We start from the raw sequence: 14096 nt of genomic DNA on the forward strand, positions 1-14096 counted from the left end.
GCAGGATCTGGTGGACGCTCTGGATGCCGCCAAGAAGGTGGCTGAGGACGGCGACGCCATGCAGGAGGACGTGGACAAGGCCGCTGGTGACCTGCTCAACGCCATTCTGGCCCAGCGCTTCAAGGCGGACAAGTCCATCCTGGAAGACCTCATCGGCAAGGCCAAGGGCATGGACCTCACCGGCTACACCGCTGAGTCCGTGGCCACCTTCCGCACCGCTCTCAAGGCCGCCCAGGCTGTGATGGCTGACGCCAACCTGTCCGAGGACGACCAGAAGGTCGTGGACGACGCTGTGGCCGCTCTGAGCGCCGCCATGGACGGCCTCACCGCTGAGGGTGAGACCCAGCCCAGCGACAAGCCTGAGGCCACGGACAAGCCCGAGGCCACCGATAAGCCCGAGGGCACCGACAAGCCCGACGCCACTCAGAAGCCTGAGGGCGAGAAGCCCGCTCAGACTGGCGACACCAACAACGTGATGGTTCCCGTCATCGTGGTCGTCGTCTGTGTGGTGTGCCTGCTGGCTGTGGTTGTGGTTGCTCGCAAGCGCAGCAGCAAGCACTAATCCACGCCTGAGCACACATTAGAGCTCTGATAAGCGACAAGAGCCCGGAGGAAGCAACTGCTTCCTCTGGGCTTTTTTGTCCGTTTATAGGGCTCCCTTGTGCCACAGGAGCGGTCAGCCGCTAGGATGATGGAAGGATTGTACTCCTCCGATTTCCTTGGCGCAAACCAGCGCCCCCGCCGGGGACGCTCCGCTGGGCCCGATTTCTCCCCGATGAGAAATCGGGGAAAGAATCGCCAAAGGCGGGGCCTTCCCCCGCCTTGTGGAATCCACCCCGCGGTACTGGCTGTCCCTGCGTGCTCCTCTTTTCGGCCCTTGGACGGGTGGGGTCACATGGATGGCATGGAAGTTCCACAGAATACACCTGCTTCTGTGGAAACTTGTACTTCTATCGCCGGGGCCTTACCCGGGTGAGCCGCTGTTCCCAGCTATCGGCGGCGGGAACGCCGCTTCTCCGGGGTGAGGCCCTGGAAGGAGAGGCACCATCTTACAGAGAAGGGGGCGCTTCCCATAGACTTGCCAGGCCATCCATGTGACCCCACCAGGGCCTGGGCCGACCGTAGGCTTGACGCAGGTCCAGCCTCGTACCCCAGGGAGGTCCTTAGGGGGGAACGCCCTAAGCGGGTTTTGGTTCCTTTTGACCGAGCAAAAGGAACCCCCAGCGGGAAGCGTCCCCACCAGGCTGGCAAGCCTGAACTGGTTCAAAAAGAAGGACAATCCCCCTGTGATTAAAAAAATATCCCCGTGAAACCAAAGCTTCACGGGGATGGATAGAAATTACAAATTCAAATACATAGGAATACAGCCCTCAATAAAACGATTGGACGGCATTTCCATCAGCTCCACAAAGGAGCCAAATCCATGACGCTGATAGAAGGTTACGGCTTCGGGCACCGAGTATAACACAATGTGGTTTGCTCCACACTGTGTTTCCACAATGGTGTAGATTAACTGGATGAGATAGTACAGGCAGTAGTCGCTCCAATGCCCCTGATCTTCGCCGGAGTTGGGAAACACCTGATGTTGATACGTTTCATCCAGAGCAAAAATCTTAATTTCAATGGCGGGTGTGAGATTGAAGTGGGAGCCGGAGTGAATCACAATGCCGCTGCATGACAGGGCAGCAATTCCCACAAGCTGTGTTTTGTCCGAGTCAGCCCAGAAACAATATGGTACAGCATCCTCATCCCACAGAAATTTCTCACGAAAATAGTCGTTGATACCGGCATGGCCGCAGTGAAAGGAAATCTGGTCCAGATCCTCTGGGGTGGCCTGAGAACAAATCATGGGTTGCGGCTAGATCGTCTGGTTTTCACAGCCTGAATCTGACGGTCCAGCTGTTGCAGACGGGAAGGACTAGCTGTGTGAAGTTCAGCTTGCCGAATCTTCTGGAGAGCATCCAGAACAGTGGTGTTGGGCTGGTGTAACTTCTGCTCCATGTTGGAATCCATGCGAAACGCCTCCCGACAAGGGACTGCAAACAACGCCATTTTGGTGCCTCCTTTCTTTTGTATGCTATGTTTCTTCTTGGTTTCCTTTCGTTTCAATCATATCACGCCCTGATATAAACTTCAAGAAACATTATATATATTTTATCATATAAATATTCCTTTCAGATTTTTCAGTGCGGTATCACCTGAATCTCGGCACACAAGTTTTCAGCCGTGGAAACACCTCTCCACCAGGGTAGTCTGGCAACGCAGTTTCCAGTGTGCTGGGCGTAGGGGCCGGGCTTGCCCGGCCCGAAACCAGGGCAGTGCCAGGGGAGAAGCGGGAGGGGCAAGCCCCTCCCCTACGGCGGTCTGCCCGGCAGTATGGTGAAAAAGGGCAAAAAATCCCCGTGAAACCTGAGGTTTCACGGGGATTTGATGTACTCACTTGATCTGGTAGTCCTTGCCAAACTGCAAGTCGTCAAACCGGCGGGTAGCATCCAGATACAGATCGTCCACGGGGTCGTTCTTGGGCTGCTGGGATTGCTGGAGGGGCTGAGAAATGGTGGGCTCCTCCACTTCCTCCTCCTCAGAGGTGAGGTCCTCCACGGGGGTGGTGGGCCCTTCCGGGACAATGGACTGGGCCATGGCGGCCTGAGCCATCTCGGGGGGGACCATCTGGCCCAGACGGGACAGGTAGTCCAGCTCCTCCTGGTGGAGGGCGTGGAGCTTCATGACGTAGTCCGCCGTGGCCTTCTGGGCCTGCTGGAGCCGGAACTCCTCTGCGGCGATCTCCGCCTCCAGCTTGGATTTGCGAGCCTGAGCCTCCTGGGTGGCGTCCTGCTCCAGCTGGGTCTTCTTCTTCTCCGCGTCGCTGACCATGGAGTCGGCCATCTGCTGGGCAGCCAGCAGGGTCTTACGCATGGCCACGTCGGTGGCCCGGTACTCTTCGATGGAATCGGAGAGCACCTTCAGCTTATTTTTCAAAATGGTGTTGTCGTTGTACAGTGCGGTGTAGTCCTCGGTGAGCTGATCGAGGAACTCATCCACCATGGTCATGTTGTAGCCGCCAAAGGTCGCTTTGGCAAAGACATGGCTGGCTACCTCCTGCGGAGTCATCATTGTGCAAGTCTCCTTTATTTCTATTTCTCACAACAAACAAAACCGGGGCTTAGAAATACAGCCCGTTGTTCTCCAGTTCATCAATCAGGTCACCCATGATCTCCACGTTGTAGGGGGTCATGATGTAGGTGGCCATGGACACCTTCTTGATGGTGCCCTCGTTGGCGTAGGTCACGCCGGAGAGGAAGTCGATGAGACGGCGGGCCACGGTCTTGTCGGTCTGCTCCAGGTTCAGCACAACGGTGCGCTTCTCCCGCAGGTGATCGGCGATTTCAGAGGCATTTTCAAAGCGTTCGGGCTTGACCAGCACCACCTGCAGCTGGGTGGTGGTGTGGATGTTGACCACCTTGTTGTTGCGGCGCTCAGACTCGCTGGTGCGGGTGGTCTCGCTGGCGGGTGCGTTGTGGTTCACAGGGGCAAAATCCTCCTCGTAATCATCGTCGTCCTCATCCTCGTAAGGACGGGCCAGACGCTTCAGTTCATCCAAAAAGCTCATGGGTGAGAACTCCCTTCTATATATCGTTCAAAATGGGTTGGAAATGGGCGAACGAGGGCCAAAAATCGCCGTCCCCACCCGGATATGAGTGGCGCCGGCGGCAATGGCTGCGGTGAAATCGCCGCTCATCCCCATGGACAGTATCTTGGTATCTGTTTTATTATCTCCCATTCTGTCCTGTATGTCAACAGCAAGAGCCTGCAATTTATGAAAAAACGGTAAATTTTCCTCAGGAAAGGTTGCGGCGGGGGGAATGCACATCAGGCCTCTCAGGCGCACGTGGTCCAGCTGCCCACACAGCTGGGCGGCGGGCAGCACATCGGGGACAAAAAAGCCGGATTTGGACGGCTCCTGGGCCAGATTGACCTCCAGCAAAATGTCCTGAACCAGCCCGGCCTTCCCTGCCTGCTTGTCAATTTCCAGCAGCAGCTTCTGGGAGGACACCGAGTGGATCAAATCCACCTTGCCCATGAGGTATTTCACCTTGTTGGTCTGCAAGTGGCCGATGAAGTGGACCTGTGCCCCCTCATAGGCCCCCGCTTCCCAGTGGGCGGTGAGCTCCTGCACCCGGTTCTCCCCGCACACCGTCACTCCGGCGGCAATGGCCTGCCGGATGACGTCGTCGGATTGGGTCTTGGTGGCGGCCACCAGGGTGATCTCCGCCGGGTCCCGGCCAGCGGCCAGGGCGGCGGCCCGGATTTCTTCCACAACGTGGGCTAAATTTGTGGAAATACTCATGAGCGCACCACCATCCCGTCGGTGATGTTGGTGGTGTTGAGGATGACCTCGTCCCCGGCCCGGAGGCGGGAAGAGGCGGTCTCATCCACCGGCTGGACCAGGTAGAAGGAGTCGTCGTCGCTGTAGACCACCTTTACCTCCTGCCACTCGGCCTGGGTGCCCACCACGGTGTACACGCCGTAGGAGTTGACCTGGCTCTGGTTGCCCTGGTCGTCGGTGACGGTCTCGGTGTTCACCCGCAGGGCCTGGCGGGGGATGCGGATGCCCTCCACCTGCTGGGCGATGATGTCCACCGTCTGCTGGCGCAGAAGAGTGGTGTCAGACAGGTTGGTGTTGGTGGAGAAAATGGCCATGGTCTGGTCGTTTTCCATGACCAAACGCTCCAAATTCATGGAAATCATGCCGTAGTAGTCGTCCGAGAAAGAAATTTTGTAGGTCTTGCCCTCCAGCAGGCCCTCCACCGACGGCTGGTCGATGAGGGTGGCCAGATACCAGGTGTTGTTGGTCACCACCTTGCCCAGGGCGGCCGGGGGGTCCGCCACCTCCTTGTGGAGCAGCTCGTTGAGCTGCTGCATGGTCAAAGAGGAGAGCATGGACGGGGTGATGAGGCTCTCAAAGCCGTCCACTTCCCCGGAGAAACACCCGGAGGCGGGGGAGGTGATGGTCTGAGACACCTGGCTGAGGGAGGCGTTGAGGGAGTCCAACTGCTTTTGCTTGTCGGAAATCAGTTGTTTGATCTGGGTGGCGGCCTCGGTGTTGCCGTAGCTGTAATCCCGCTGGAACACCATGGTGCGCAGGTGGAGGGCGGAGTCCTCCAGAGTGGACAGGTCACCGGAGGCGGCCAGGGAACGGATGGCCACCATGGAAGAGATCACCTCTTCGTCCAGCTTGGAGGAGTTGGTGGCCTGGGTGCCGGTGGACAGAGAGTACTCCAGCTGCTGAATCTCCGCCTCCAGGGACTGGATGGTTTGGCGGGTCTCCAGCGAGTCCTGACTGGCGTGAATCAGGGCAATTTGGCCGCCTTTGGACACCTTTTCCCCTTCGTCCAGTAGGATATCCACATACTGTCCGGTGGTGGAGATTACCTGTTCGTCCCGCACCAGAAGGGCGGAGGCCTCGGTGCCGATGTCCACCGAGTAGGAATAGGCGGTGGTGGTCACCAGGTCGGGTTTGAAGCCCAGGGCCAGATAGACGGCGAAATACAGAATCACCGCGGCGCAGATGACGCCGATGATGACTTTATTGACCAATGTACTCTCTTTCATAGGCTCATTCCTTTTTTTATGTGGGAAACCTGCCCTTCCACTTGGCTTCGGTATCTTGTGGCTCTTTTGCGCCAGAAATGCGTTGCATCTTCTTGAAATACACAAAGTATTTCTGCAAAGCTGCGCCTTTTTCTGACACAAAATATCTCACAATCTACTCTTGCCAATGGAACGGCACGTTTCCCGGTTTGGGAAACCTGTGCCGATGGATTGGCACGGTTCCGTGGGGTTGGAACACGCCTTCCGAGTTGGGGATTATTCCTCCATATTCACCGGTCGTTCCGGGGTGATGGTGGAAATGGCGTGTTTGTAGATGATTTGCTGTTTTCCGTCACTGACCAGCACCACCACATAGGGGTCAAAGGCGGTGATGACCCCCCGGAGCTGGAACCCGTTGATCAAAAAGACGGTGACCCGGGCGGCGGTGCGGCGGAGGGTGGACAGGACGGTGTCCTGGACGTTGGGCTGTTTGCCCACGGCGACTGCGGTAAAACTCATATATATCAGCACTCCTTTTCTTTTTTGGGCCAGGCGTGGCCTGTCCCAGAGTGCTGTTATTGTAAGCCATGGGCGTGGGCGAGTTCTGTCGAACTCGCGACGGCTTGGGAAAAATTGGGGTTTTCTCCCCAGCGAATCCAGTGGGTGTTGGGATTGCGGCGGAACCAGGTCAGCTGCCGCTTGGCGTACTGCCGGGAGCGCAGCTTCACTTCCTCCGCCCCTTCCTCCACCGGGCGGCCCTGCTGAAGGGCGGAGATGATCTCTTTGTAGCCGATGGCCTGCATGGCGGTGCAGGTGGGAGGGATTCCGGCGTCCAGTAGCCGCCGTACCTCTTCCTCCAGCCCCTGCTCCATCATCACATCCACCCGGCGGTCGATGCGCTGCCACAGGTGGGGGCGCTCCTGAAAATCCAGGCCAATGGTCAGGGGATGATAGCGAGGCGGAATGGCCTGGGACTCCCGGTTGTGCTGGGAGATGGTTGTTCCGGTGGTGAGATACACCTCTAAGGCTCGGATGATGCGCTTTTCGTCGTTGGGGTGCAGCCGCTGGGCGGACTCCGGGTCCACCTGGGCCAGCTTGTCCCGCAGGGGCTCCAGCCCCTCCTCCCTGGCCTGCTGCTGGAGCTGCTGACGCACTCCGGCGGTGTCGGGGGCGAAGGGGGCGAACTCCCGCCCGGCCATGAGGTGGTCGATGTACAGCCCGGTGCCCCCTGCCACAATGGGCAGCTTGCCTCGGGCGAGAATGTCGTCCATAACGGGGATGGCCTGGGAGACATAGCGGCCCACGGAGAAGTTCTCCCAGGGGTCGGCCACGTCCAGCATGTGGTGGGGCACTCCCTGCATCTCCTCCGCTGTGGGCTTGGCGGTGCCAATGTCCATGCCACGGTAGACCTGCATGGAGTCGGCGGACACCACTTCCCCGTTCAAAATCTGGGCCAGAGCCACCGCCAGGGCGGTTTTGCCGGAGGCGGTGGGGCCGCAGATGACCAGACAGTCGGGCGTGTGGTTCATCGGATCCACCCGCTTCCCAGCACTTGGTCGCCCTGGTAGAACACCGCCAGCTGGCCCGGCGTGGGGGCCCGGGCGGGGTGCTTCATGTGGATGTCCACCCGTCCGCCCCCCAGGGGAAGGATGGTGGCGGGGTCCTGACGGCGGGAGTGGCGCAGGCGCACCTCCACCTCTATGGGGGCGGACAGGGGGTGTTCGCCCAGCCAGTTCAGGGAGTCGGTGTGCACCATAAAGGCGTGGAGCCCCTCCCCATGGGAGAGCACCACCTCATTGGTGTGGGGGCGGATTTCGGTGACAAACAGCCGCCCGGTGGAGGAGACCCCCAGACCCCGGCGCTGGCCGATGGTGTAGTGGTGGAAGCCCTTGTGGGTGCCCAGGACGTTGCCGTTGGCGTCCACAAAGTTCCCCGGCGGGGGTGTGCCGCCCCGGGCGTCCAGCCAGGCGGCGTAGTCGTCGTCGGGGATGAAGCAGATCTCCATGGAGTCGGGGCGGTCGGCGGCGGGCAGCTGCCCGGCCTCCGCCTCCTGGCGGGTCTGCTCCTTGGGGCCGTCCCCCAGAGGGAAGAGAACGTGGGAGAGCATGTCCCGGGTGAGCCGGGAGAGCATGTAGGACTGGTCGTTGGCGGAATTGCCCCGCAGCAAGATGGGGCCGCCGTCGCACCCGGTGCCGATGCGGGCATAGTGTCCGGTGGCCACCCAGTTGGCCCCGATTTCCCGGGCAAAGGAGATGAGGGCGGGGAACTTCACCGCCCGGTTGCACACCGCGCAGGGAATGGGGGTGCGGCCGGACAGGTAGTCGGCGGCAAAGGGGGCGCACACGTGCTCCTCCAGCTCCTGCTGGATGGAGCGCACGGTGAGGGGAATGCCCAATTTGGCAGCGTTGTCCCGGGCGGACTGTTCGCCTCCCAGCCCGATGTCCAGGTACAGCCCGTGCACCTCATAGCCCTGGCCCAAGAGCCGCTGGGCGGCTACGGCGGAATCCACCCCGCCGGAGAGCCCCAAAACCACCTTCTTGTCTGCCATGTGCTGCGTCCTCCTGTGGAAATGATTTACCGTTTAGTATACCAGAAAATTGTGAACGGTTCAACCAAATGAAGCATGAAAAATAGGGGGGAAGGGATGCAAAATCTGGCGGGTTTTGCACCGCCCGGAGGGAGCCATAGGACTCCGCCGCACTCCCTGTGTTACTGTGGTAGGGGCCGTGGCTTGCCCGGCCCGTGGCTACCCTGGCATTGCCTTGGGGGATTCGGGAGGGGCAAGCCCCTCCCCTACCGCAGCGTAGCAAGATGGTGCAGAAAAAGCATCTGACAACGGGAACGCCGTACTGAAAAGGCTCCCTCCGGGAGGGAGCTGTCTGCGAAGCAGACTGAGACAAGGGGTTGTTCTTCTAAAAGGACTGTTTCCGGCTTGCCAGCCTGGCAGGGACGCTCCGCTGGGCCCGATTTCTCCCCGATGAGAAATCGGGGAAAGAATCGCCAAAGGCGGGGCCTTCCCCCGCCTTGTGGAATCCACCCCGCGGTACTGGGTGTCCTTGCGTCTTTCTCTTTTCAGCCCTGGGCCCGGTGGGGGCACATAGATGGCTTACCGTTCTATGGTTTGCACTCACTTCTCTGTTCATGTGTCCTTCTACTGCCAGGGCCTTACCCTGGTGAGCCGCTGTTCCCAGCTATCGAGAGGCCGGCATCCGGCGGCGGGAACGCCGCATCCCCAGAGTAGGCCCGGACGTGGAAACCAACCAGCGATAGGGCCAGCTGCCCAGGGTGGCCTGGTGTGGTGGCACAAACAGGGGCCACAGCAAGGGTAACGGGCCGAATAGAGACTTGACGCAGTTCCAGCCTGGTACCCCAAGGGAGGTCCTTAGGGGGGAACGCCCTAAGCGGGTTTTGGTTTCTTTTGCCCGCTCAAAAGAAACCCCCAGCGGGAAGCGTCCCCGCCAGGCTGGCAAGCCTGAAACAAGGGCGGTTAGACGGACACCCTCTCCGCCAGCCCTGACGGGCTGCCACCTCTCCCAGAGGGAGAGGCAAGGCCCCCTTCGTGAAATTTCATAAATTTGGTGTGGCACATTGAGGCAGTGTGTGCTATACTGTCCTTAGTGACTACTCTGGCGACGGGAGGTAAATCCCAATGAAGAAACATGAACTCACCGTTCAGATTATGTTAGGCGGCCCCTCCAAGCGGATGGGGACGGACAAAGCCCTGGTGACCCTGGGGGGCAAAACCCTGTTGGATCGGGCGGTGGAGACCTGGAACCATTACGGCGCAGGAGTCCAGCTGTCTGTGGGCGCTCCGGAGCGGAAGGCTCTGGCCCCTGCTGGCACTTTGGCCGTGGCAGATATTTATCCTGACCGGGGCCCTCTGGCCGGACTCCATGCGGGTCTGCGGGCCTGTACCACCCGCTGGATGCTGCTGGTGGGCGTGAACTTCCCCTTCCTCACCCCGGCCCAGGCCGACACCCTGGTGGATGCCATCGGCGATGCCGATGCCTGTGTGTACACCATCGACGGGGTGCCTCAGCCCCTGTTTGGCGTGTACCGCAAGCGTTGCATGTCCTTTGCAGAGACCATGATGCTCAACGGCGATTACGACATCCGCAATCTGCTCAATTGGGCCAACACCGTGTACATCCCTCTGGAGGACACCGCCCCCTTCCGCAGCGTGGACACCCCCGCCGATTTGGAAGAGGCCGAAAACCTGATCTGAACCACCCTAAAATGAGACAAAGCCCCCCCTTCCCAAACCCTTTGGGAAGGGGGGGCTTGTACTTGAACAGCTTGTGGAAAACTTTGTGGAAGTTGTGGAAGCTGTGGAAATTGTCCCTATACCGCCCCTGCAAAATTGTGACCATGGGAGAGAGGACGGTACACGGTGCGGTACATGGTGAAGAAACACAGGAAACCGCAGACGAATTGAGAGACCGCTTCCGCCACAAAAACGCCGTTTACCCCCCACAAAAAGGCCAGAAGCACGGTGAGGGGGGCGTTGATCACCGCTTTGCGGAGGATGGAGAAGAAAATGGACTTCTTGGCCTGGCCCAGCCCCACAAAAATGGACTGGCTGGAGATCATCAGGGCCATGAACACGAACATGGAGAAGTACACCCGCAGGGCAGGCACACCCGCCTGGAGCATGTCCGGGTTGTTGTTGAAGATGCGGATGAGCAGGCCGGGAATGGTCATGTTCAACAGCCAAATGAGGGCCGCATATCCCACCGTCACCCCCACGGCGAAGCGGATGCAGGCGCACACCCGGCGCTTCTCCCCTGCCCCGTAGTTGTACCCCAGCACCGGCTGGACGCCGCTGCTGAAGCCCTGAATGAGCATGAAGGTGACCTCTCGCAGGGAGTTGATGATGGTCATGACCCCCACGTACAGGTCGCCGCCGTAGATGTGCAGCACCTTGTTGCACACAATTTGCACCAGGGAGTTGGTGATGCTGGTGAAGAAGCCGGACAGCCCCAGGGTGATAATACGCCGCAGGTGGTCCCACCGGGGGCGCAGGTGGCACAGATGCAGGGGAAGCAGCGATTTCTTCCCGGTGAGGAAGCTCAGCACCCACACCGCCGAACAGGCCTGGGCGATGATGGTGGCGATGGCCGCCCCACGTACCCCCAGGTTCAGCCCGTAGATGAGAATGGGGTCCAGCACCAGATTTACCACCGCCCCCAGCATGACGGTGAGCATTCCCTTGTTGCCGAAGCCCTGGGAATTGATGAAGGGGTTCATGCCCAGACCCACCATGACAAAGGGGGTGCCCAGCAGGTAGATGAAACTATAGTCCTTGGCGTAGGGCAACGTGGCGTCGCTGGCCCCGAAGGCCATCAGAATGGGGTCCAAAAAGGGAATGGTCACCAGAGGGATGGCAAACCCAAAGAACAGCAGCAGGGACAGGGTGTTGCCCATGACGGCGCTGGCCAGCCCCTCCTCCCCTTTGCCCCGGTAGATGGAGCACAGGGGGCTGCCCCCCATGCCGCCCAGGTTGGCAAAGGCCAGCACAATGGAGATGAGGGGCAGGGTGAGGCCCATGCCGGTGAGGCTGGTGTGGCCCACCCCGGGGATGTGGCCGATATACATGCGGTCCACCAGGGAGTAGAGAATATTCACCACCTGGGCCACCGTCATGGGCACGGCGATGGAGAGAATGTTCCGGGCCACAGAGCCCTGGGAAAAGTCGTTTTGTACGGGGGTCAAGACAGGTCCCTCCAGAGGAAAGTTTAGTGCAGCAAGGTATTTTCCTGATCGGTGACGCTCAGGTTGTCCTCATTGGAGAAGTACTCCTCCAGCATGGAGGCCGCCAGAGCCGCCAGATTGCCGCCGGCGGAGCCCTTCTCCGCCACCAGGCACAGGGCCACCTGGGGGTCGTCGTAGGGGGCAAAGCAGACGAAGGTGGCGGTGGCGTCGCTGCCCGACACCTCGGCGGTACCGGTCTTACAGCCCACGGACACGGGCAGGTCGTCAAAGTACCGGGCCATGGAGGCGGTCTGGGACAGGTCGTACATGCCCTGTTTCACGGCTGCCAGGTCCTCGGGGTCAATGTCGATGGTGGAGGCCAGCTTGGGCTCATATTCATACACCACTTGGGAGTAATCGCTGGACTTCACCTCTTTCAAAAGGTGGGTCTCGTAGCGGTTGCCCCCGTTGACCAGGGTGGCCACGTAGTTGGCCAGCTGGATGGGGGTGAACTGGTTGTCGCTCTGGCCGATGGCGGCAGACAGGGTCTGACCGGCGTACCACACGTCCCCCAGCCTCTCGGCGGTCTCCGGCCCGGCCACAGTGCCCTTGGACTCGGGCAGCTCGATGCCGGTGTACTGGCCCAGGCCGAAGGCGGTGGCGTAATCCACCAGCTTGTCAATGCCCAGGCGGCGGCCCAGGTCGTAGAAGAAGATGTTACAGGAGTCCTTGATGGCTTCGCTCACCGTCTCGCTGCCGTGGTTCCCTCGGGTGTTGGTGTAAATCCAGCATACGGGCCGATAGTCCGGGTAATAGGTGTAGATGCCGGAGCAGTAGGTGGTGCTGGACGGAGTGATCAGCCCCTCGGTGAGGCCCCCCACGGCGGTGACCATCTTAAAGATGGAGCCGGGGGCGTACACGCCCTGGGTGGCTCGGTTCAGCAGAGGCTTGGCGGGGTCGGTGAGCAGGTCGTTGTAGTCCTCCGTGTAGGTGGACAGGTCGTAGGTGGGATAGGAGGCCAGGGCCAGCACCCCGCCGCTCATGTCCACCATCACCGCCGCGGCGCCGGCGGGGTCGGACAGCCCGGACACGAAGTCCCCCAGCAGCTGCTCGGTGTGGGCCTGGAGTTCGCTGTCCAGGGTGAGCACCACATGGTTGCCCGGCTGGGGCTCGGTCTGCCACTGCTGGCTCACCACCGCCCCGTTCTCGTCGGTCTCCAGCAGCCGGGTGCCGCTGGTGCCGTGGAGGTAGGACTCAAAGGCCAATTCCACCCCGTCCTTGCCCACATAGGCGTTCATGGGGTAGTTCAGGGCCTGGTAGGTGGGCCACTCCTCGGCGCTGATGAGGCCGATGCGGCCCAGCACATGGGCCGCCGCCTTGGTGTTGTATACCCGGTTGGTGGAGGTGACAATGGACACCCCGGGCAGGCCCAGCTCTTTGACCTGGGTGATGAAGGAGATGGACACGTCGGTGGCGAAGGTGTAGGTGTTGTAGGTGATCTGCTCCTGGCGCAGGGCCACCTCGTAGAGCACCCCCAGCAGCGCTCGCACCTGGGGAGTGAGGGTCTCGGTCTCCACCGAGAAGGTCTCACCCATGGCCTCCATCAGCTCTTGGGCGGAAATTTGAGCGGTTTCGGCACGTTTCACCCACTTATTTTTCTCCGCCAGCTTGCCCAGCTGGGTGGGCAGAATCTCAAAGGTGCCGTCGTCGTTGTCCGCCCGATAGGCAAACAGGTTCTCGCCCTTGGTGTAGGTCCAGGGGGCCTCTTTGGAGATGGGCAGGGTGTCGGACCACTCCACCCCCTCCTTCTCACACAGCTCCAGCAGCTGGGAGATCACCTCGTTGACGTGGTCGCCCATGGAGGCGGTGTCCAGTTCCACGGAGTAGCCCAGGGAGTTGGACACCAGCACCCGGCCGTAGCGGTCCAGAATCTCTCCACGCACCCCGTCCACCGTCTCGGTCTGGGTGATGTTGTAGTTGGCATTGGCCCGCCACTGGGCCCCGTCCACCACCTGCAACTGGTACAGGATGGAGAAGAAGCCCAGGAGGAGACAGCCGAACAAGACCATCAGAAGGGTGGAGCGCACCCGCAGCCGATGACCTTCGTCCTCGGTGTGGGTGTCTTTGTTGTTGGAGTTAAAGTCAATAAATCTACTCATGATAATTCCTTCCGTATCGGAGACAAAAAGCCCTGGTCAAATCTTATTCGTGATAGATTCGACCGTAGTGGACGCAGCAGAAACGGTTCATGCCATAGATGGGGAACGCACACACCAGGGAGCACAGCCCTTCCCCTGCTGCCAGGGAGAGCAGCACCCCCAGGGGGGCGGAGGTGGAGGTGGCCACGCCCAGCAGCTGCACCGCCTCCCACACCACCAGCAGCACCACGCAGCAGATCACGTGGCCCCACAGGTCCTGACGCAGGACGTACTGGCCCAGCAGGCCGGACACCCAGCCCACAAAGGCCAGCAGGGCCACATAGCCCCAGCCGCCGTGGCCCAGGGTGGCCAGCAGCAGCCCGGAGGCCACCCCGAAGCCGGCCCCGAACTGGCCCCCCTCCAGACAGCCCGCCGCCACGGTGCACACCGGCAGCAGCAGGGGCACAGGGAGCGGGGTGAGGGGGAACACAAAGTAGTTGAATATGGCGCACAGCACCAAAGTGATGCCGTAGGCCAACAATTTTAAGATGAAATCCCGGCGGGTCAAAACGGCACCTTCCTTTCAGGAACGAAGAATGAATAGTGAATAATGAATAATGCAAATATCGAGCACTTGTGCGGCCTTCTAAACCTGCAAGGGCTTTCGGTAGAGCT

Annotated in this window: 13 protein-coding genes and 1 pseudogene; 2 read left to right on the forward strand and 12 right to left on the reverse strand. The window is 60.3% G+C overall.

The features are described from left to right. A pseudogene (locus B5F98_RS10935) lies at positions 1–562 on the forward strand (FIVAR domain-containing protein); the annotation flags it as partial. A 777-nt stretch (positions 563–1339) separates the two neighbouring features. Here B5F98_RS10935 and B5F98_RS10940 read toward each other — a convergent pair. The 9 genes from B5F98_RS10940 to mnmA all read right to left on the reverse strand — a co-directional run bounded on the left by B5F98_RS10940 (position 1340) and on the right by mnmA (position 8140). Next, entirely contained in the window at positions 1340–1849 is a 510-nt protein-coding gene (locus B5F98_RS10940; RefSeq protein ID WP_087372561.1) for a hypothetical protein, read from the reverse strand. Then, positions 1846–2052: a hypothetical protein gene (locus B5F98_RS10945; RefSeq protein ID WP_087372563.1), complete on the reverse strand. Its 207-nt coding sequence runs from the start codon at positions 2050–2052 to the stop codon at positions 1846–1848. The genes B5F98_RS10940 and B5F98_RS10945 overlap by 4 nt, the downstream gene beginning before the upstream one ends. Positions 2053–2436: 384 nt before the next feature. Then, the gene (locus tag B5F98_RS10950; RefSeq protein ID WP_087232961.1) at positions 2437–3114 is read right to left on the reverse strand and encodes a DivIVA domain-containing protein; all 678 of its coding nucleotides are present in this window, start codon (positions 3112–3114) and stop codon (positions 2437–2439) included. 49 nt (positions 3115–3163) lie between these two features. Further along, complete coding sequence (locus tag B5F98_RS10955; protein ID WP_087372566.1) at positions 3164–3610, reverse strand: cell division protein SepF; 447 nt, start codon at positions 3608–3610, stop codon at positions 3164–3166. Between the two features lie 27 nt (positions 3611–3637). Then, a complete protein-coding gene (locus B5F98_RS10960) occupies positions 3638–4348 on the reverse strand; it encodes a YggS family pyridoxal phosphate-dependent enzyme (RefSeq protein ID WP_087372569.1) in 711 nt (236 codons plus the stop codon). Further along, positions 4345–5613, reverse strand: coding sequence for an HlyD family efflux transporter periplasmic adaptor subunit (locus tag B5F98_RS10965; protein WP_087232970.1), 1269 nt, complete (start codon positions 5611–5613; stop codon positions 4345–4347). Before B5F98_RS10965 ends, B5F98_RS10960 begins: the two co-directional genes overlap by 4 nt. A gap of 255 nt (positions 5614–5868) precedes the next feature. Then, the gene (hfq, locus tag B5F98_RS10970; RefSeq protein WP_204210579.1) at positions 5869–6111 is read right to left on the reverse strand and encodes an RNA chaperone Hfq; all 243 of its coding nucleotides are present in this window, start codon (positions 6109–6111) and stop codon (positions 5869–5871) included. 56 nt (positions 6112–6167) lie between these two features. Continuing rightward, positions 6168–7121 (reverse strand): tRNA (adenosine(37)-N6)-dimethylallyltransferase MiaA, encoded by a 954-nt coding sequence (miaA, locus tag B5F98_RS10975; protein WP_087372572.1) that lies wholly within the window; start codon positions 7119–7121, stop codon positions 6168–6170. Continuing rightward, on the reverse strand, positions 7118–8140 hold the full coding sequence (gene mnmA, locus B5F98_RS10980; RefSeq protein ID WP_087372575.1) for a tRNA 2-thiouridine(34) synthase MnmA: 1023 nt from the start codon (positions 8138–8140) through the stop codon (positions 7118–7120). Before mnmA ends, miaA begins: the two co-directional genes overlap by 4 nt. A gap of 1101 nt (positions 8141–9241) precedes the next feature. Between mnmA and B5F98_RS10985 the strand changes: the two genes are divergently transcribed. After that, entirely contained in the window at positions 9242–9817 is a 576-nt protein-coding gene (locus B5F98_RS10985) for a molybdenum cofactor guanylyltransferase (protein ID WP_087372578.1), read from the forward strand. A gap of 116 nt (positions 9818–9933) precedes the next feature. On the opposite strand, the gene B5F98_RS10990 is transcribed toward B5F98_RS10985, so the two are convergent. The 3 genes from B5F98_RS10990 to B5F98_RS11000 are packed head-to-tail and all read right to left on the reverse strand — an operon-like array spanning position 9934 to position 13989. Beyond that, complete coding sequence (locus B5F98_RS10990; RefSeq protein WP_242961665.1) at positions 9934–11304, reverse strand: MATE family efflux transporter; 1371 nt, start codon at positions 11302–11304, stop codon at positions 9934–9936. A gap of 23 nt (positions 11305–11327) precedes the next feature. Further along, the gene (locus B5F98_RS10995) at positions 11328–13442 is read right to left on the reverse strand and encodes a penicillin-binding transpeptidase domain-containing protein (protein WP_087372581.1); all 2115 of its coding nucleotides are present in this window, start codon (positions 13440–13442) and stop codon (positions 11328–11330) included. Positions 13443–13485: 43 nt separating this feature from the next. Next, on the reverse strand, positions 13486–13989 hold the full coding sequence (locus B5F98_RS11000; protein WP_087372584.1) for a hypothetical protein: 504 nt from the start codon (positions 13987–13989) through the stop codon (positions 13486–13488). Positions 13990–14096: the final 107 nt, after the last annotated feature.

The sequence above is a fragment of the Pseudoflavonifractor sp. An44 genome (genome assembly GCF_002161675.1).
GTDB lineage: Bacteria > Bacillota > Clostridia > Oscillospirales > Oscillospiraceae > Enterenecus > Enterenecus faecium.

Coding starts and splice junctions, on each gene's coding strand:
- B5F98_RS10940 (WP_087372561.1), bottom strand. CDS start 1,849: ATGATTTGTTCTCAGGCCACCCCAGAGGATCTGGACCAGATTTCCTTT.
- B5F98_RS10945 (WP_087372563.1), bottom strand. CDS start 2,052: ATGGCGTTGTTTGCAGTCCCTTGTCGGGAGGCGTTTCGCATGGATTCC.
- B5F98_RS10950 (WP_087232961.1), bottom strand. CDS start 3,114: ATGATGACTCCGCAGGAGGTAGCCAGCCATGTCTTTGCCAAAGCGACC.
- B5F98_RS10955 (WP_087372566.1), bottom strand. CDS start 3,610: ATGAGCTTTTTGGATGAACTGAAGCGTCTGGCCCGTCCTTACGAGGAT.
- B5F98_RS10960 (WP_087372569.1), bottom strand. CDS start 4,348: ATGAGTATTTCCACAAATTTAGCCCACGTTGTGGAAGAAATCCGGGCC.
- B5F98_RS10965 (WP_087232970.1), bottom strand. CDS start 5,613: ATGAAAGAGAGTACATTGGTCAATAAAGTCATCATCGGCGTCATCTGC.
- hfq (WP_204210579.1), bottom strand. CDS start 6,111: ATGAGTTTTACCGCAGTCGCCGTGGGCAAACAGCCCAACGTCCAGGAC.
- miaA (WP_087372572.1), bottom strand. CDS start 7,121: ATGAACCACACGCCCGACTGTCTGGTCATCTGCGGCCCCACCGCCTCC.
- mnmA (WP_087372575.1), bottom strand. CDS start 8,140: ATGGCAGACAAGAAGGTGGTTTTGGGGCTCTCCGGCGGGGTGGATTCC.
- B5F98_RS10985 (WP_087372578.1), top strand. CDS start 9,242: ATGAAGAAACATGAACTCACCGTTCAGATTATGTTAGGCGGCCCCTCC.
- B5F98_RS10995 (WP_087372581.1), bottom strand. CDS start 13,442: ATGAGTAGATTTATTGACTTTAACTCCAACAACAAAGACACCCACACC.